General features: G+C 54.0%; 15 protein-coding genes. 2 read left to right on the top strand and 13 right to left on the bottom strand.

Annotated elements, in window-relative coordinates:
• Positions 1-78: 78 nt before the first annotated feature.
• From FRY98_RS12065 to leuC, 10 genes are all read right to left on the bottom strand, one after another.
• Positions 79-3810, bottom strand: coding sequence for a dynamin family protein (locus FRY98_RS12065; protein ID WP_148452021.1), 3732 nt, complete (start codon positions 3808-3810; stop codon positions 79-81).
• Between the two features lie 233 nt (positions 3811-4043).
• Positions 4044-4331 carry an NAD/NADP transhydrogenase alpha subunit gene (locus tag FRY98_RS12060; RefSeq protein WP_148452019.1) on the bottom strand — a complete coding sequence of 96 codons (288 nt, stop codon included), beginning with the start codon at positions 4329-4331 and terminating at the stop codon, positions 4044-4046.
• Between the two features lie 35 nt (positions 4332-4366).
• Entirely contained in the window at positions 4367-5035 is a 669-nt protein-coding gene (gene nth / locus FRY98_RS12055; RefSeq protein WP_148452017.1) for an endonuclease III, read from the bottom strand.
• A gap of 874 nt (positions 5036-5909) precedes the next feature.
• Complete coding sequence (locus FRY98_RS12050) at positions 5910-8636, bottom strand: S-layer homology domain-containing protein (protein ID WP_148452015.1); 2727 nt, start codon at positions 8634-8636, stop codon at positions 5910-5912.
• A 73-nt stretch (positions 8637-8709) separates the two neighbouring features.
• Positions 8710-9339, bottom strand: a complete 630-nt coding sequence (locus FRY98_RS12045; protein WP_148452013.1) for a GerMN domain-containing protein — start codon at positions 9337-9339, stop codon at positions 8710-8712.
• A gap of 30 nt (positions 9340-9369) precedes the next feature.
• A complete protein-coding gene (locus FRY98_RS12040) occupies positions 9370-10806 on the bottom strand; it encodes an N-acetylmuramoyl-L-alanine amidase family protein (protein WP_148452011.1) in 1437 nt (478 codons plus the stop codon).
• Positions 10807-10992: 186 nt separating this feature from the next.
• Entirely contained in the window at positions 10993-11589 is a 597-nt protein-coding gene (locus tag FRY98_RS12035) for a GerMN domain-containing protein (protein WP_148452009.1), read from the bottom strand.
• A gap of 46 nt (positions 11590-11635) precedes the next feature.
• Positions 11636-13138, bottom strand: a complete 1503-nt coding sequence (locus FRY98_RS12030; RefSeq protein WP_148452007.1) for an N-acetylmuramoyl-L-alanine amidase family protein — start codon at positions 13136-13138, stop codon at positions 11636-11638.
• A 235-nt stretch (positions 13139-13373) separates the two neighbouring features.
• Positions 13374-13964, bottom strand: a complete 591-nt coding sequence (gene leuD, locus FRY98_RS12025) for a 3-isopropylmalate dehydratase small subunit (RefSeq protein WP_148452005.1) — start codon at positions 13962-13964, stop codon at positions 13374-13376.
• 26 nt (positions 13965-13990) lie between these two features.
• Positions 13991-15418 carry a 3-isopropylmalate dehydratase large subunit gene (gene leuC / locus FRY98_RS12020; RefSeq protein WP_148452003.1) on the bottom strand — a complete coding sequence of 476 codons (1428 nt, stop codon included), beginning with the start codon at positions 15416-15418 and terminating at the stop codon, positions 13991-13993.
• 263 nt (positions 15419-15681) lie between these two features.
• On the opposite strand from leuC, the gene FRY98_RS12015 reads away from it, so the two are divergent.
• On the top strand, positions 15682-16005 hold the full coding sequence (locus FRY98_RS12015) for a hypothetical protein (RefSeq protein ID WP_148452001.1): 324 nt from the start codon (positions 15682-15684) through the stop codon (positions 16003-16005).
• An 833-nt stretch (positions 16006-16838) separates the two neighbouring features.
• Here the strand turns inward: FRY98_RS12015 and FRY98_RS12010 are convergent.
• Complete coding sequence (locus tag FRY98_RS12010; RefSeq protein WP_148451999.1) at positions 16839-17075, bottom strand: hypothetical protein; 237 nt, start codon at positions 17073-17075, stop codon at positions 16839-16841.
• Between the two features lie 34 nt (positions 17076-17109).
• Complete coding sequence (gene lepB, locus FRY98_RS12005; protein ID WP_148451997.1) at positions 17110-17664, bottom strand: signal peptidase I; 555 nt, start codon at positions 17662-17664, stop codon at positions 17110-17112.
• 128 nt (positions 17665-17792) lie between these two features.
• Between lepB and FRY98_RS12000 the strand changes: the two genes are divergently transcribed.
• Entirely contained in the window at positions 17793-18692 is a 900-nt protein-coding gene (locus FRY98_RS12000; protein WP_148451995.1) for a LysR family transcriptional regulator, read from the top strand.
• Here FRY98_RS12000 and FRY98_RS11995 read toward each other — a convergent pair.
• Positions 18689-19498, bottom strand: coding sequence for a carbon-nitrogen family hydrolase (locus FRY98_RS11995; protein ID WP_420819698.1), 810 nt, complete (start codon positions 19496-19498; stop codon positions 18689-18691). The genes FRY98_RS12000 and FRY98_RS11995 overlap by 4 nt on opposite strands.
• Between the last annotated feature and the right edge of the window lie 184 nt (positions 19499-19682).

Here is a 19682-nt window from a genome sequence, read left to right as displayed (position 1 = left end):
AAGTACTCTAGCGAAAGCCAAGGCCGTATTTATCCGTTATTACTTGGCCCAAGCGGGCCTTTAAACTTGTTCAGCCGCCTAATTGAAGGACTCCAGCAGTTGGTCGAGACGAAGCATGACGTCGTGCCAATCCTGCTCCAGGCTTTCCGCCTCCGCCAAATCCGCCAAGCCGGACTCCCAGTCCGTCCATTCTTTGTCGTAACGCTCCGCAAGCCGGGCAAAGCGCCGGGCCGTCTCCGCGCGGTAAAAATTCCCCAACTCTTTTCCGGCGGCTTCCACCGCTTCCTTGAGCACGGCTTCCAACGGTTGCTCCAATGCTTCGCGCAGCTTCTGCTTTCCTCCGCCTTCAAAAAAAGACTTCGGATTTTTAAAGTATGAGGCGTAGGCATCGGCTTTCAATCGATGCTCCATCACACCTTCCTCGATTTCCGGAGTTCCCCAGGACCCTTGTTCCGGATCCGACAAGGCCGGCACATGCCTTAAGGCGTTTTCCGTTCCGGTCCGCCACTCTGCGGCACCCAGCGCCAAGAAGCTTTCGCATTTCCGTTCGAGCCTTAACGAAGTGGCTTGAAGCTCGCGCTCCAGCTCCATGGACAATTGCGCCATCCAGCCTCGGAACGAGGCGGTAAATTTACGCCGTAAGTCCCCGCCCTCCTCCTGCAGCAGGGCAGGGTGAAAAAATTCTTGGAACAAATCGCCCGCCAGCAGCCGGAGCCGCTGGCGAACGTGGAAGAGCAGTTCGTCCGCCTCCTGCAAAATCATCGGGCTCTTATCGATGGCCGCCAACTGCCGCAGCCTCTCCTCGAAGGAACCGCGGTCCGCGCGGATTTCAGCGAGCCGCTTCCTTCGCTCTTCCCGGCTCTGCATCAGCGAGCGGCTCCATTCCCGGGCCCGCTCACCCAAAGCCTCAAACTCCCGCTTGGCGGATAAGACCGCCAGGCTTGCCAGCTCGTTGCCCAGAAAATCGAAAAACCTGGACTCAAACCCGAAAAACCCGCTGGTTTGCAGCAGCCCGGCATTACCGTTCTCTTTGGCCGTCAGCGCCGATATACTCGAGACCGCGAAAATCTGCGGCTGCTCGATCCCGGCTGTTCTTAGACCTTCCGAAACATGCCCCACGACCGCGTCCAGTTCTTCCGGCGAAGCGGCCAAATCGGCGGCATTGACGATAAAGAACATCTTGTCGAGCGCAAAGCTTCCTTTCACTCTGCCCAGGTGGGCCAGAAACTGGCGGTCTGCCCTGGAGAACGCATGGTTATAGTAGGTCACATAGATCAAGGCATCGCAGTTCTTCATATACTGAAAGGTGACTCCGGTGTGGCGGGCATGAATCGAATCCGCCCCCGGCGTATCCACGATAACAATCCCCTGTTCGGTCAACGGGCAGGAATAGTACAGGTCCATTCCGTCCACAAAGCAGGCCTTGCTCTCTTCCGCCACGAACGAGGCGAAATCCGCCATCCCCGCGATCTCACGCGTCCCCAATCGTTCGGCGTAATCGTCCCAGCCTTCTTCGGCCGCCTTCAAAAAACTGTAGTGCGCCCGGCCGGATGGCGGAACGTCCACCGCGCGGAGTTTCTTCACGTCGTTTCTCCACGTCCGTTCTTTCCAGGGACCGAGCTGCAGCGCCTCAAAGGAGTAGGCGAGATCGGACTTCATGGCATCCGTGCTTTTGAAGGTAATCGCCGCATGGCCGTGCTCGATTCCGTCCGCCGGAGCCAATATCCGGTTGATCGCCGCCGTTGTCGGATGCGGCGAGACCGGCAGCACCTTCGCCCCGAGCAGCGCGTTGGCGAAGGACGATTTACCGGCGCTGAAGGCCCCGAACAGCGCCACGGTAAAGCGGCCGCCGCGCAAGTGGGCCGCACGCGCGCGCAGCTCCGAGGTCCCGGACCCGAAGGCCGGGTACGGGGCCAGCGCCTCCGCCGCGGCTTCCAGCGCAGCGGCGGCTGCCGTGAGCCGCCGCCGGCCTGCGGCCGCGGCCGGCGGCGCCGCTGCCGCGCCGGTCGCGGTGCCGGGCGCGGCGACGGGCTCCGGCGCGGCGGCTGGCTCCGGCGCCGGGGCTTCCGGCTGCCGCGGCTCCGCCGGCGGCAGCGCCTGGGCCCGCACGTCCCTCACCTCCGGCAGGAGGCCGGGAGGGAGGGACGGCAGGGCGCCCAGCAGCGCGCGCAGCTCGGCCGCGCGCTCGCGGGCGGCGGCGCGCAGCGCGGTGACGCGCGCCGCGGCGGCGCGCAGCGCGGTGACGCGCGCCGCGGCGGCGCGCAGCGCGGTGACGCGCGCCGCGGCGGCCGAACGCGCGAGCAGGGCCTCGCGCCGCGCGGCCAAATCCGCCCGCGCCGCTTCCAGCCGCGGCGCGTGGGCATCGAGCAGCCCTTCCGCTACGGACAGGGCTGCCCTGCGGTACCGGCCCGTTATGCCGGCCGCGACGTCGGCGGTATAGCGGAGCGTATACTCGCCGGACAGGACAGCGCCCTCCCGGGCCGGCCCGCGGATCCACGCTTCCTCCGCTTTCGGAAGCGCCTCTTCCATCCGGCTTTCCCACGCCGGATCCCATAAATCCAACCCCCGGCCCCATTTCCGCAGCAGATCGCGGACATGCCAGTCAACCTGGACGTCGGTTTGTTCCTTCAGCTTCTCAAGAAAGTCGCTGGACCTACGTTGCTGCTCCCGCTTCGTTTTGCCTTGATGAAACAATAAACCGGTCTTAAATCCCGGCTGCAAGCTTTCCAGGTAAAGCCCGGCCGCCTCCCGGAGAGCGGGGGTCATCAAATAGGCGCTGCCCAGCAAGTCCTCCAGTTCCTTCGTCCACTCGCTTCGCAGCGAGTCGGCACGGTTCTCCAGCGTTTCCTGTTCCCGCTCCAGCAAAGCCATCTGCTCTTGGATGGCTTCCACCGCCTCCGGACCTCCGGCTTCCCGGATCCAGCGGTCCAGCTCCTCTTCCTCGGCCGTCTCGCGGCGCTTTAAAAATTGCTCGGCGCTATGGTTCAGCGAGCCCGCGACGCTGTACTCCAACAGTGGCTCCGGTTTTTCCAGCAGACGGCGGATCGTCAGCTTCAGTCCCGGCAGCATATTTTCCGGGTGGCCCGCATCTTTAAGCGAAATATAAAAGACTCCGGCCGGGGGGATCCCCCACAGCTCAAAGGCCTGTTCCACCGATTTTCGGTATGTCGCAAAACTCAATTCCTGCTCGCGGTGCTTGTCGATCTGGTTTACGACCAGGTATAGCGGTTTTCCCCAATCGGCCAAACGCCGGGCAAATCCCAAATTGCTTTCCGACAGCACATGATTGTAATCCATGACATAGAATACGACATCCGCCAAATGAAGCGCCGAATTCGTCGCGGCGGCATGCGATTCTTCGCCCGAATCGACGCCAGGGGTATCCAGCAGCACCCCGTGCTCCCCAAGCAGCGGGATATCGTCCCAAAGGGACACCCGTTCATACGCGGTGCCGTCCCGGCAATAAGGAGCCAGCTGGTCCAGCGGAATCTCCACCGGATGGCTGCCGCTGTTTGGAGACGGAATCAGCAGCGCTTTGGGAGCCCCGTTTTGTAAGGACGCCACATTGGCGGTCGTCGGAAGAGGCCCGGCCGGAAGCACGGTTTTCCCGCATAACGTGTTGATCAGGCTGGATTTGCCCGCGGAAAAATGACCGCAGAAAGCGATCGTCAACCGGCCTGAAGCAAGTTTTTCCTTCAAGTCAAAAAGTTCGTTTCTGGCAATTCGGTCTCCCTGTTCCGCAAACCAGGTCTCCAATCCGGCTAAACGGTTCATCAGGATTCCTCTATGCCTGTCTGTAATCGTTTCCACTATTCTTCACTCCTTCTTCCCCTGCCCCGCCTTGGGACGAGCCGGGAAGTCCTTCCCTTCTGTAGGGATCTGGTTCTGCTTTTGAAATACATTCATTTTACCCTACCTGAAAAAGACATGGAAGCCTCTCACGCCATTTCTTTAAATTTGATCTATTCGATAGGGAGGACGGAAGAAAAACAAAAAACGATGGCGGGGAAAAAGTCCCCATCCATCGTTTTTTTGTTTTCCACTTATACGGAAGCTTCGCTTTCCATTTCATCCGCTTCCGAAGGAATCAGGATTTCGAACACTTTGCCATGCTGCAAAATCGTAATGCCCTTATCGCGGTCACGCATAACCACCACTTCAGGTTTAACGGACATGCGTTCCAAGTAATGCTTCGGAACTTCCCCCGAATCGCTGACGGTGACGCCTTCCAGCTCACGCTCGTCGTTTTCCTGCAAATCGATCGCGATCACTTTTTCAAAAACATCGGAAAATAATTCAAAATTGTCGGTATAAACGGAAATACACTTCATGGAATCTCATCCTCTACTATCGTAATCTTGTTTTGTCACACTTCTCTATTATTTCTGGGTTGTGACTTTTTCATACGTTTTTTGCCTTCCCGGCAGACATCCAGCAGCGGGCAGGCCGGACAATTGGGATTCTGGGCTTTGCAATGATAACGCCCGAAAAATATCAGCCGATGATGCGTGAGGGTCCACTCTTCTCGGGGGACCTTTTTCATCAGCTTCTTTTCGACCTCCAGTACGGAGTCGTTCCAGTTGGCCAGCCCCAGCCTCTTGCTTACCCGCTCCACATGGGTATCCACCGCGATGGCCGGAACCCCGAAAGCATTTGAAACGACCACATTCGCCGTCTTTCTGCCGACGCCCGGCAGGGTCACAAGCTTGTCGTGCTCGCTGGGAACCTCACCGTTATATTGGTCAACCAAAATACGGCATAGATTCTGAATATGCTTGGCCTTGCTGCGGAACAGCCCGATGCGGCGAATATCCTGCTCCAATTCTTCCAACGGGACGGCAAGGTAATCTTCGGGCGTCTTGTATTTTTCGAACAAGTCGACCGTCACTTTGTTGACCGTAGCATCCGTGCACTGCGCCGACAACAGCACGGCGATGGTCAGTTCAAAAGCATTGCTGTGGTTAAGCTCGCAATGCGCATCCGGGAACATTGCGGCGATGGTGTCCAGGATATGGCGCACCCCAGCAGCATTCATTTCCCCACCCCCTTTAAGGTAACTAAAAATCTGAATTTTGATCGCGTAGCCGATCTCTGCAGCCAACTCGACTTCGAATCTTGCATTCAAGCGTGCCTTCCGTTGCTCACGTAGGCTCCTCCTACGCTCCGCTACTTAGTCACTACTTTCACGCAACCTTCTCGGTGCTGAAAATCCCGATTTTTAGCTTCTCATTTAACCAGTCAACTAAAAATCTGAATTTTGATCGCGTAGCCGATCTCTGCAGCCAACTCGACTTCGAATCTTGCATTCAAGCGTGCCTTCCGTTGCTCACGTAGGCTCCCCCTACGCTCCGCTACTCAGTCCCTACTTTCACGCAACCTTCAGCATTTCTAACGGACGCCATAGCGGCTATTTTGCGATAATACGCCCTTTTGCGTTTTCTAACGGAAATGATAGCGCCTATTTCCAGCACTAACCGCTAACGCAGCAGTTTTTTAGCCAAATAGCAGCTTTTATTTCCGTTAGAATTTGAAATCCGCCCCAAAGTCGGAAATAGCGGCTATTATTTCCGTTAAACTGTCTAGACGATCACTGGCGCTGCATTAAACCTGACATGGTGCTGCCTGTCCGCAATCTCTCTTACCGCCCGCCATAATAGCGGCCAAAAAGGGCCTTATTGCTCCGGTTCGCGTCCCAAAACCAGGTTTCGGCCCGCTTTTCTTCAAAATAAGGCCCCAAAGGACCTCTATTTCACGCGGAAAGGACGATTTCGACAAAATAGCGGCGTAAAAGCGACGTCCGTTTTTGTCTTTGAATCTGTGAGTCAAGGGATTAAATCCTCCTAAGACGTTTAAAAACCGCCTTGACCGGGAATGATCCCGCATCAAGACGGTTATTCTCACGAAAACGATTATTGTTTTTCGACTTCAACCAGCTTGTCGCCATTGAAATACAGAACAATTTTATCATTTTCCTTGAGGGATTGCACGGATATTGTCGTGTCACCTTGGTGAATATATGTTTCCGGTGTCACAAAGAAGCGGTAATTACTATCGGTGAGCCCGGCTCTCAGCACGATAAGTTCCTTGCTGTTCGCATCGTAGCGCGACACTTTTCGCTCCAGCGACGTCAGAACCTTGACCATCAACGAACCGTCGGTGTCTTTGCTGACTTCGACATGATCGGAGGTTGCCAAGCCCGAAGCCCCCTTGCTTACCGCAGTTCCCCGTATCACCTTCACTCCGTCGGCCAACGGGTACGATTCCTGAGTTCCGGTGAACGACTTGATCGTCAATGTCGAACCGTCAATGTTGGTAATCTTTCCGAGAGTCAGCTTAATCACCTGCAGGGAGGTGACGGTTCGGCCCGTAAATTCCACGTTGACGGTTTGTCCCTGCTGAAGATCCGCTACGCGAATCGCTGCACCGTTTTCACCCAGAAGTTTGGCTTGATCGACATATAAATCGTCGGAAATGCCGTCAGCCACCACCCGGATTCGGCTGTTGGACGTATTGACCGACTGGATTTCGAACTGAACTGATTTTTTAACCGCCAACGTTTGCAGGGCGTCCTGGTTTCCAGATAGAACGGCAGCCACCGGTTCTCCGGATTTGATGTCCCCTAGCGTCGGCTTTGTTTTTCCGTACAGTTCGATCGTTGGCTCAACTCCTTGATAAGGAATATCGATTGACTTGCCGTCCGCTTGAAGGATCGTGACTTTCTTGGTGTTCGTATTTGCGGTCACAAAAGTCCCCTCATACTTATACATAACCTGAACGGAAATCGCTCTGGAGCCAATATGCTTAATATTTATCTTCCGCCCTTTTTCCAGCAAGGACTCCAATCCCGCCAAAGACGGCTCTTTGGAGTTGTAATCGTATTTGGTTTTTGCATCTATCACGAACACGTAAGGCTTCTCGGCGGCATCCATGACGGTCAGCGCTTTGATCTTCGGATCGTAGTTGATAATGGTAGCCCCCGTGAGCATTTCCGATTGGCGTCCGGTGACCACGATTTTGGTGATTTGATCATCGGCGTTGATGGTAAGTTCAACCTTATCTCCACCGTTTACGTCGGCAATCAAATCGTTCAGCGTCGGCTCGGCGATGCCGCTGATGACGATCGCCGGCTTATCCGCAAGGGACTTGATTTCCGCTATGCCGGAAGCATTGGTGTAGCTGAGGAGTTTGGTGCCTTCCACGCTGAGCAGCGTTCCTTTGACTGTCCGCTCCATCCCCTGCGTAATTTCAAGACGGGTCACCACGCTGTTCTCAACCGTGTATTTGACCGAAGCCCCGGTTTGAATTTCGCCGGCATTGTTCAACAACTGATTTTGATAGAGCATGACGGAGCCGTCGTCGTATTTAAAAGTTTCCACGTTGCCGGAAGTGTCTTTAATCTGAATCGTCTTATCCTTCAGGCTGACCGAATCAATCGTACCGCTGCCGGATTTATTGACGATGGCCGATTTCACCTGGACGATAACCGGCTTTTTCTCGGCCGTAAATGTTTCGCGCTGGACAACGACCGTACTGTCGTTGGTCAGGTTCTCCGGATTGATTTTATTGCCGTTTTGATCCAAAAAGCTCGTTGTATTGTCGTACGTAAATGTCACGGAATCATTGTTGACCAGCATCAACAGCTTGTTCCCGGACAACACCCGCAGCAACGTCCCTTCGGTTTGCTCCAACTGCTGTTTCGGATCGCGCACCTCTATGTAAGCCGCAGCTCCCACTTTGTCCACCGCCAGCACTTTTGTGTACGGTTTAAGATCTTTCTTGCTCACTTTGGTTTCGGAGTCTTTGGTAAAGTAGACGGAACGGTTATCCAGCGTAAAGCTCTTTAACTTCCCGTCCGCATACAAGGTCAGCTTGTTGTCCGTCAGTTCGGTTACGATCCCTTCGTAAACATTCGCATAACCCGGCGTCACATATTCGCTGCCCCGGCTGAAGAACGTCGCCAATTCCGCCCGCGTCACCTTACCTTTAGGGTCGAACTTGTTGCCCGCCACACCTTTGGTCAAATTGAGCTGGACGGCGACGTTGACATATCCCCGGGCCTCCGCGGAAATATTGGATTGATCCGTAAAGCCGGTAGATGTTCCTGTAGCCGACTTGGCTTCGGTGTCACGCCCCAGCGAGCGAACGAGCAGCTTGGCGATCCATTCGCGCGATGCTTTTTTCTCGCCCCAGGACTCTTTGGCACCGGTCGCTTTCACTTCTTCCGCTTTGTCAATCAGCTTCTGCTCAACCGCCAGTTGGAGATAAGGCTTAAAGTAATTGCTGACCTTCATCTCGGCCGGCGCTCCGCTCCCGTCGCCAAGCTTGGATTCAAGATTCATAAACCGGATGGCCATCGTAATCGCTTCCTGCTGCGTTACGCTATCGCCCGGCCGGAATTTTCCCGCGTCCCCAAGAACAATCCCTTCCGCCGCAAGCTTGTATATATGCTTCTCGGCCCAGAATCCATCTTTCACATCGCTAAAAAGCAAAGAGGCGGCCGCCGTCTGCGCAGTATTTGCCGCCGGCGTCTCCTCCGCAAAAACCGCGCCCGCTCCGCCAAGGCACATCGCTGTTACAAGCATAGCGGATACGGCCTTCTTCGTGCTGCGTCTAAAAGTACGTTTATAAGATGACATTCCATTCTCCCCTTTAAAAAAGTTCTACTTATTCAAATTCGACAGCCTACCCCCGGGTTCCTTTAAAAAGCGACTAATTTCTTGGAATCGGATGTTCCAATTCTTCGTGTCCCATTAAAGTTTCCGCCGGATCGCCATCCACGAGGAGGTCGACCGCCTGAATCTCCTTAAACTGGAACACCGTGCGTTCCAGCGCCTCCAACGCAAGCGCTTCGCCGCCGGCTCCGAGCCGTGCTTCATCGGGCAAATGGATGTCAACCGTAAGAACCCCGTCCTTCAAGTTCGCCGAACGGAACTCCGCCTTCTCCCATAAGGCGAACATAGCGGATTGGCCGCTGGACTTCAAAGTTTGAAGCGCGGCCAAGTATTTATCCTGTTCCTTTTCCTTTTCGTAGGTAATCTCAACGGTAGCCGTTCTTAATTCGAGCATTTGATCGTCGGTATAGTAGGTTTCAATCTGCTGCTTCACAACCTGCTCGGCCTGCTGTTGTCCCGAAGCATTCACCTTCGCGGGCTCCTTTGCGGGCTCCTCCGGCTGCTGTTCCGGGCTCTCCGCGGCAACCGGCGGAGCCGTATCCGTCACGGGTTGGCGGGTCTCCGTCCCCGGTTTAACGTCAGATGCCGCTTGCGGCTTTTGACCGCACCCGGTGCTCCATGCGAGCAGGAGAACGATCATTCCTAATGTCCATCGTTTTCTGTTCATTGTCGTTTCCTCCTTCATGACCGGGTCGTATTAGCGCAAACCGACGTATTCCTTGATGCCGTCCACGATCCCCGCAGCGACCCGATCCTGGAATTCTTCCGTAAACAGGACGGCATTATCATTCTTATTGCTGAGATATCCGCATTCCAGCAGTACCGCCGGCATCTTCGTTTCGCGCGTCACATGCAGACTCTTGGCGCGCACACCGCGGTCGCTGAGTTCGGAAGACTGAACCAAATACTTATGCATGACATCGGCCAGCGCCCTGCTTTCCGAGCGGGTATAGTAAGTCTCCACCCCGCTGGCCGCAGCGCTGCCCGAGTTGGCGTGAATTGAAATAAACAGATCCGCATTGAGATCGTTGGCGATCTTGACGCGATCCTGAAGCGTCGGATACGTATCGCTGCTGCGGGTCAAAACAAAGTCAAGATCGGTCTCCTGTTTAAGCAGTTCTTCGACTTTCAATGCCACGGCAAGGTTGAAGTCCTTCTCTTTCTTCTTGGTCACGCCGATCGCGCCCGGGTCCTTGCCTCCATGCCCCGCATCGATCACAACCAGCGTCTTTCCGTTGTTTCCGGGCGGATTTCCAGTCGAAGAATCCGCATCCAAATTCACGATGATCAAACCATCGTTCTCGTTAATCAATTCGTAATTCTTGTCCAGGTTCATGTCCAAAACAACTCGAACGGTCGATGGATTGTTGTTGAACAACGCGTATCTGACCTTGGAAACGTCCGGATACTCCGTAACGTCGATATATCCGTTTTGCGTGGCATCCAGCAGTTGTCCCGTCGAAAACGAATCCGCAAACTTGGTATTCGGCAAATCGATCACGATGCGATTCGGATTCGCCATCTTAAAAACCGTCGGTTTCACGTTTTTGTCCACGGCAATCATCAGCCGGTTGTCGCTGAAGCTGATTCCGCCGACATTCGCCAAGTCGGTATTCGGAGCGGGAACATCCCCCGTCTGGCCGCCTTCGTTTCCGTTCGTATTTTCACCCGAGCCGACTCCGTTACCGCTCCCGGATTGGGGGGTAATCAGATATACCGCCTTCTTGGTGTTGTCCCAACTGACGTTGATTCCCATTTGTTCCCCTACGAAACGCAAAGGGACCAGGGTTGTCTCGTTGACCACCTTAGGGGCCGCGGACAATTTGACTTTCGTACCGTTCACTGTGGCCGTGCTCTGATCCACGACCAATTTCAACTCTGTACCGGATTGCTGTATGGTTACCGTGCGCGTCTTTTTATCCCAGTTGACGTCAAAACCCAGCTCCTCCACGACGACACGAATGGGTATCATCACATTTCCATTCACATTTTGGACTTGTCCGTTTTTGGTCAGCTCCAGCGCCTTACCGTCAAGGTAAATGCTGGCTCCGCCTCCGGCGGCTTGTCCCGCTTGCGGAAATACAAATAAAATCATTGCCAGAAACACGAACACCGAAAACCCAATTTTTTTCATCCGTCACCCCTACCATCCTGAAATTTTGCCTCGGATCGCCGGGCTTAGAGACGAAATCCCGGTATCACCAGACGACATATTAGACGCCCATAATCCTCAAAAGTTGCGTAATTATGCTATTTTTCTTGCCATAAAAAGAGCCCCGGAGCTTACCTCCGAGGCATCGACTTGTCTATGATTCTTCGTTTATTTCTTAAACGGATGTTCCAGCTCAACATGGCCCATCATGGATTCCTGCTGTTCCCCGTCGATGGTTAATTCCAGTTCCTTCACCTCGTCAAATTGGAAGAAAGTTTGCTTTAACGCGTCGATCGCCAACGATTCGCCGCCGGCTCCGAGGCGTGCTTCGTCCGGAATGGTAACATCCAGCGTAATCTTGCCGTTCGAAACACGGACCGAGTTTAAAGCGATTTTATCCCAGAGCGAAATCATCCCGCTATCCGGGGTCTGCAGCGCTTTAAACGCCTCGCTGTACTTTTGGGACTCCTCCGTATACTCGATTTCTTTCTCGACCGTTTTTAGTTCCATCAACTCATCGTCGGTATAATAAACCTTGATCTTCTGAGTCTGCGCTTTAGGCGTTTCCTCCTGCTGCTTGCCTGTTCCCTGATCGCCCGGATCCTCCTGGGCACCGCCGCCTCCCGTTACCGGATTTACCGTCTCCGGGGCGGTGACGCCCGTTTGCGGCGGCTCCGCCGTTTTCGGCGCGGTCGCGGGTTTTTGCCCGCAGGCCGACACAACCAGCACCAGCAGCAGTATGGCTGACCATCCTATTTTTTTCATGTTACGACCCCCTATTCAATAACTGAAACCAATATCCATCTTACCATTACTGTCCAAGATACTCCTTGATCCCGGCTACGATGCTCTCGGCCACGCGTTGCTGGAAATCCTCCGAATACATCAGAGCCTCGTCGGTTTTATGCTTAAGATAACCGACTTCCAGCAGCACCGCGGGCATTTTCGTCTCCCGGGTCACATGCAAACTCTTCTTGCGGACGTTACGGTCCGGCAGCCCCGTTCCTTCTACCAGATGTTTATGCATCACCTCGGCAAACGGAAGGCTCTCGTCCCGCGAATAATAGGTCTCGCTTCCCGTTGGACTTGTCTTGCCGTCAAAGCTGTTGCCATGGATGGAGACGAAAACCGTCGCCTGGTTGTCGTTCGCCAACTTCGCCCGTTCTTCCAGGCCCAAGGTGACATCGGTCGTCCGCGTCATCAAGACATTCAGCCCGGTTTCCTGCTTCAGCAGAGCCTCCACTTTTAAAGCCAAGGCAAGCGTGAAGTCCTTCTCGTTCTTATTCGTAATACTGGTCGCGCCCGGCTGCTTGCCTCCATGTCCCGGATCAATAACCACGAGCGGTTTCCCGTTGGTTACCGGCGGGACGACGGGAACGGTGAACGGGGCGGCCAAATCCACGACGAGCAAACCGTCTCCTTCATTATTAACCTGATAATGAACCTCTTTATTCAGATCGACGACGATTCGGATGGTCGAGGTGGCGTTATCGAACATGGAGTAGCGGATTTTGGCCACGTCGGGATAGTCCGTTACGGGCATTTCCCCCTGCAGCGATACGTTTAAAGAGTGCTGCTGCTTGAAGCTTTCCGAGAACGTCACGTTGGGAATATCCACGACCAGCCTGTCGGGTCCGCTCATCGTGAACACCTTGGGCTGCACCGCGGCGGAGACCTCGATCGTCAGGCGATTCTCACTGAAGCCGATGCCATTGAGTTCAGCGGTCTTCCCTTCCCCGGCTGGGGGGGAATCCGGTATGTATGTCGAATCATCGGTTTGTTCGCCGTCTCCGGTTACAGGGGTCAACGTTCCCTCTCCGGCCGCTTCTTCTTCGGGAGAGGAACTGGCGCGCCCGGGAACGATCCCCACGGATTCTCCCCCGTCCGGACTATAGAGATAGGCGGACTTGCTATCGTTGTTCCAACTGACCTTCAGTCCGGTCTGTTCGCCCACAAAGCGAAGAGGGACCATGGTCGAACTACCCTGAACCACCGGAGCGGCGGATAATTCGATCGCCTTCCCGTCCACGACGGCTTTGGTGCTTCCGACCGTTAACTGCAAGTTCCGCTCCCCTTGCCGGATGGTCACAAGGCCGCTCTTTTTGTCCCAATCCACCTCGTATCCGAGGTTTTCAATGATGACGCGGAGCGGAACCATGACGCTGCCCTTCACGCTCCCGGCCTGGGCATCGGCAGGCTGCTCAAGTTCGGCCCCGTCCAGGTAGATATGCGTACCGCCCTGAGCGGCCATGCTCATTGAGGGGAACATCAGCAGGAAAAACGCAAAGACCAAGAGAAACCCGATTTTTTTCATTGTAAGATCCCTACCATTCTCGTTATTTGCCGGATGCTCGCAAGTCGTCACAGTTCGAAAAAATCCTGCAAACATCGCTCACATCCGTTTCAGCATCCCGGCACCTTCCCTGGTTTTCTAATTGCTTCCATAATACCAGAAAATCAGCCCCGCTAATAGACTTATATTTTCACAGAAAGACAAAAACCGCCGAGGATTCTAGCGAATCCTGCGGCGGCCCTTTTGCGGCGCCCTATTAAGCGAATTTCTTTTTCTCGTAAGCCGCAATCAGATCCTCGTGCTGCAGCGTCAGACCGATATCGTCCAACCCTTGCAGCAGGAATTGCCGGCGATGCTCGTCAAGATCAAAGTTGATGGCCAGGCCATAGCTATCGGTAATCTTCTTCTCTTCCAGATCCACCGTCAGTTGATAGCCTTCATGCGCGGCGGTGCGCTGGAACAACTCCTCGACCTGCTCCTCGGAAAGTTTGATCGGGAGAATGCCGTTTTTGAAGCAGTTATTATAGAAAATATCGGCGAACGACGGCGCGATTACGCAGCGGAAGCCATAGTCCAATATCGCCCACGGGGCATGCTCCCGGGAAGAACCGCAGCCGAAGTTGACGCGCGAAATCAAGATCGAAGCCCCTTCGTAACGCGGCTTGTTGAGTTCAAATTCCGGGTTTACGTTGCCTTCGGTATCGAAACGCCACTCATAGAACAGAAACTGGCCAAATCCCGTGCGCTCGATCCGCTTAAGAAATTGTTTCGGTATAATAGCATCGGTATCGACGTTAACCCGGTCCACCGGACCGACGACACCCGTCATTTTTTTAAAAGCTTCCATGGTTGTTTCCCCTCTCTTCCGCTTGATTAGCCCACAGCTTCTTCGCTCTTCACGTTCCACTCGCGCACGTCGACAAAACGGCCTTTAATCGCAGCCGCTGCCGCCATGGCCGGCGATACGAGGTGGGTTCTTCCGCCGCGGCCTTGACGCCCTTCGAAGTTCCGGTTCGACGTGGATGCGCAGCGCTGTCCCGGCTGCAGCACGTCCGGGTTCATTGCCAGGCACATACTGCATCCGGCATCGCGCCATTCAAACCCGGCTTCGATAAATACTTTGTCAAGCCCTTCCTTCTCGGCCTGGATCTTGACGCGGCCCGATCCGGGAACGACGATCGCGGTCACTTTGTCGGAAACCTTATAGCCTTTGGCGATTTCCGCCGCCGCGCGCAAATCCTCAATCCGTCCGTTGGTGCAGGAACCGATGAACACATAATCGATTTCGATGTCGGTCATCGGAGTTCCCGGCGTAAGACCCATGTATTCCAACGCTTTTTCCGCCGCTTTGCGCTCGTTATCGCTGGCGAAATCCGCCGGATTCGGAACGCGGTCCGTAATGCTGGTGCCCATTCCCGGGCTCGTTCCCCAGGTTACCTGAGGGATAAGGGAATCGACGTCGAACTCGACGACGCGGTCGAAAGTTGCGCCTTCGTCGGTCGTGAGCTGCTTCCATTCTTGTACGGCACGGTCAAAATCAGCGCCTTGAGGCACGTGCTCGCGGCCGCGCAGGTAATTGAACGTCGTCTCGTCGGGGGCGATCAGCCCGGCTCTGGCTCCGGCTTCAATCGACATGTTGCAGACGGTCATCCGCTCTTCCATGGAGAGCTCCCGAATCGCCTCGCCCGTATACTCGATGACGTAGCCTGTAGCAAAATCCGTTCCGTATTTGGCGATCACGCCGAGAATCATGTCCTTTGCGGTAACGCCCGGTTTTCTTTTGCCGACAAAACGAACTTCCAGCGTCTTCGCTTTAGCCTGCTGCAAGCATTGGGTAGCCAGTACATGCTCCACTTCGCTCGTTCCGATCCCGAAAGCGAGCGCGCCGAACGCGCCGTGGGTGGAGGTGTGACTGTCGCCGCACACGATCGTCTTGCCCGGATGCGTGAGCCCAAGCTCCGGTCCCATGACGTGAACGACGCCTTGGTCGATCGTATCCAGATCGTACAGGGTCACGCCGAAATCGCGGCAGTTTTGGGACAGCGTATCGATTTGCTGTTTGGAAATCGGATCCGAAATGTTGTAACGATCCTTCGTTGGTACGTTATGGTCCATCGTGGCGAAGGTCAAATCCGGACGGCGAACTTTGCGTCCGCTGAGACGCAAGCCCTCAAAGGCTTGCGGGGAAGTCACCTCGTGTACGAGATGCAGGTCGATATACAGAATGCTTGGTTTACCTTCTTCTTGGTAGATTACGTGATTATCCCAAATCTTCTCATACATTGTCTTTTTGCTGGTCATTGAATTCACCCCATAGCGTAAGTTCGAACATGCGACGTAAAGGCGGCTAAGATCGAGCCCTCTTTCTCGTCTGTTGAATACAATATAGCATTTTGCCTCTGATTGATCCAAGATATAATATCTATAATGGTCATAGGAATTACCTATAGATAAAACAAAAAAGGACAGTGAAACGGCGTCACTGTCCAGGTCGTTTGAAGATGAACAAGGAGTTCCTGGCTCGCATACGATAAACACATATCAAATAAGGAGGAATCCATTCCATGAGTCTTCAGCTTGGAGGTCAACAGTCGCAGACCGTCTTGTATCAGGCGGACCAAAATTGGGCGGAGAATTTAAAAAACATCCGACACAAATTGCATTACATTTGCAAACACTACGCCAATCATACCGTACGTATTGTAACCTTGGACGGTCAGACGTTCGTAGGCCGAATCGTTAACTGCAACAATGGTTTGCTGCAATTAGCCGTGCCCAGCTATGGCGGGCCGCGGGCGTTTTTTGGGAGCCCTTTCTACAACTCGGATGAACTCATCCTGACGCTGGTTCTTTACGAATTGCTCGTCATTACTCTGTTGTATACTTGAACACACCCGACATGCTTCTGATTAGCTCCGCTTTAGAATGGTCTCAGTACAATAACAAGCAAAATGTAGAGAACCAAAATTGTAGCCGTAGATGTAAAAATGAAGTTTTTCCCGTCGTAACCGCTCATTATTTTCCCTCCCAGGACTTATTTTTTGTTACACCTCATCTTATGGGGCAAATAAAGGGTTGGTATAGACCATAACCTAGATTTATTGGTTAGTTTTTTGAGCGATTATTTTAAATCCGTAGAAATGACATTTCACCCGCAAAACGGTTTTTTATCCGTGTATATTCTCGCCCGCATCAAAACCACCCGTGTGAACGGGTGGTTTGCTCTTAGGCTATAAGCCTTTATTACCGGCTAACATAAAATTCCTGCATATGTGCATGTTTTTTTCCTGTTTGGACTCAAAATTTCTAAATACCTGCAAATCTGCAGGAATTTTCGACGAAACGGCTCGTTTCTCTAAAAACGCTGGAAATGCCTGCAGATTTGCATCTTTTTTCGCATTCCCTCGGGAATCGGCTTAAATGCCTGCAGATTTGCATCTTTTTGGAGTTCGAAGCTTGGAAGCACGCTAGGCGCCTCTTTGGATGTGATATATCACTTCGATTAGCCATAAAGCCACCTTTTCCTTTCGTTATACATCGTAGCTTGAACACTCCTTTGATAACGAACCCTTCAGGTGTTTTTGCTATAAGCAACACTACACCACCCGCATAGCAGGTGGTTTGTTGTTTCGCACGCTTGGCGTGCCCAACTGGCTAAAGCCACTAACAAAAAAACAGATCAATCGCTTGATCTGTCTGATGTCCGAACATTGACACTATGCTATGGTTTCCATTTATGACCGCAGGCCGTGCATCGGTTAACCTTGGCCTTCATAAAACTGAACAGGGAAACAACGATCGGAATAAATCCCACGACCAGCAGGGGCCAGAAGAACAATAATCCCAGCCACAACAGGCAACCGCCCGCCGCAAACCAGATTAGAAAATAAAAGAGCTTGCCCCGCGTAACGACCTGGTCGGATTTGCATTTGGGACAGCGTTCCCAGACATCCGTCATTCTCTTCTCTCCTTAAGTCAGATGCGATAATCAATCAGAAAGAGTCGATCCCCATCACATGGTCCTGGGGGACGGGGCCGATATTTCTGCTGTCATTACTGTTGTTGCGATTGTCGCCCATCACAAACACATGGCCGGCGGGGATTTCCCAGGACTGGTTCATTCCCGCGTTCATCGCTTCCTTGATGTAAGGTTCATGGAGCGCTTCCCCGTTTCGGTACACCTGCCCATCCTTGATTTCAATCGTATCGCCCGGCAGGCCGATCACCCGCTTCACATAAAAAATCTCCTGTTCTTCGGCGCCCGAAAGCAGCCGGATAAGCGGATGTTCCTTAACGTCATCCATAAACGATCTCTCCCGGTCGACCCGGCTGTCGATAATGACGATATCGCCGTACTTCGGCAGCTTGTCGAAGGAATGAACCAGCTTCCACGCATAGATCCGCTGGTTGTCGTTCAGCGTCGGTTCCATGGAATGACCGTCCACTCTGTATGGTTGAATAACGAATATGCCGATGAACATACTGAGTACGAAGCCGATGATGATCGAAATTCCCCATCCCTGAATCTCTTTCCAAACCTTTTTCAAGACTCAAACCTCCACAACAACTTTTTCTATTATTATACCTTGAAAACAGCATCAAGCCAAACCTATTATAGTATATAATATTAATAGGTTTGGCTTATAAGAAGAAAACAACAGAAGAGGTGATCCCTGTGGAGCTTCGACAACTACAATATACGCTGCAAATTGCCGAGGAACGGAATTTCTCCCGCGCGGCGGACAAACTTCATATCGCCCAGCCTTCCTTAAGCCAGCAGTTGTCCAAGCTGGAGCAAGAACTGGGCGTTAAACTGTTTCAACGGAACACGAGCAGCGTCGAGTTGACGCATGCGGGAGCGAGCTTTATCGAGCATGCCCGCAAAATCATGGACGCGGTGGAGCAGCTTCGCCAGGAGATGGACGATATCTCCCAACTTAGAGCGGGACGCGTCGTGATCGGGAGCATGCCGATCACCGGCTCGCATTTGCTCCCGTACGTGCTGCCGGCCTTTAAGGCGGCCTACCCCGACATCCAGATCACCCTTCTGGAGGATACGTCGCTGAATCTGGAAAAGCTGACCGCCGGCGGCGGAACCGATCTTAGCCTGCTTTCGCTTCCGCTGCAGGAACCGACGCTCACCTATGAACCGATCGGCGAAGAGATTATCGACCTGGCCGTTCCGCCCGATCACCGGCTGGCCGCGCTTGAAGACAAGCCGGGCGGCGTTTCGCTCGAGGAACTGAAAGACGAGCCGTTTATCGTTCTCAAAAAAGGCCAGGGATTCCGCAAATTGACCATCGACTTGTGCAAAAGCGCCGGGTTCGAGCCGAACGTCGTATTTGAAAGCAACAATATCGAGACCGTGCAGTCTTTGGTGGCGGCCGGTATGGGAATCACCCTTGTGCCCAGATTTATCGCCCGGGCCAAACGGAGCGAGCTGATCCCGGTTTACGTTCCGCTGGCCTCTTCACCGAGCCGTACCCTCGTTATCGCCTACCGGAAAGGCAGATACCTGTCCAAGGCGGCCGAAGCCTTCATCGACACCTTCAAAGCGACGCTGGCGGAGCGCTAAAGTTCGTAGAGGGACGGACGGCGATCGCTGAAGACCGGAATCCGCCCGCGAACCTCGGCGACAAGTCCCAGGTCCACGCGGCCGGTGACGATTTCCTCCTCTTCCCCGCCCTCGGCCACGATTTCTCCCCAAGGGTCGATGATGAGGGAATGGCCGAAGAACACGTCGCGGCCGCCGGTTCCCGTCCGGTTGCAGGCGATGACGTACATTTGGTTTTCGATCGCCCGGGCCATGAGCAGCGTCCGCCAATGATGAAGGCGGGGATGCGGCCATTCCGCCGGAACGAACAGCACTTCGGTTCCGTTCAACGACAGCGTGCGCGCAAGCTCCGGAAACCGGATATCGTAGCAAATCGACGCACCGGACGGGATACCGTCCAGCTCGAATTTAACGGCCCGATCGCCCGGAGCAAGATGCTTCTCCTCCTCCATCAGCCGAAACAGATGGATTTTGGAATAGGATGCGACCTCCCGTCCCGTCCGATCGAAGACAAGCATGGTGTTATACACCTTGTCCCCTCTTTTCTCCGCGATCGATCCCGCGACGATGTGAACGCCATGCGTGCGGGCAAAGGAGGCGAGCCAGGCTCTGGACTCTTTTCCGTCGGGGTCGGCCAAACTTCCGATCTGGTTCAAGTCGTAGCCGGTGTTCCACATTTCCGACAGGACGATCACATCGGGCTTCTCCGGAGCGGATACCGCCTGCTCCATCTTCGTTTCCATTCTTTCGCGGTTTTGCGCCGGCTGCCCCAGGATGATATCGCTTTGAATCAAAGCCACGTTCCAAGCTTTTGTTTTATCGCTCATGGTCATTTATCCTTCCTTTCGGATCGGGCGGCAACCTTCAGCCGGCCGACTGTACTTGACTCTCATCATAATCCGGCGGATAGAGACGCGCAAGGCTTCCCCCGTGAAATTCCATCTATGCAGCTAGGTTAAATCGTGTTAAATTAAAACATATTATTTTTGAAGTGACGCTCAGCGCAGGAAT

It is taken from the genome of Paenibacillus faecis, assembly GCF_008084145.1.
GTDB lineage: Bacteria > Bacillota > Bacilli > Paenibacillales > Paenibacillaceae > Fontibacillus > Fontibacillus faecis.
The sequence above is the reverse complement of the archived record's forward strand: the minus strand, read 5'-3'. Positions and strand labels throughout refer to the sequence as shown.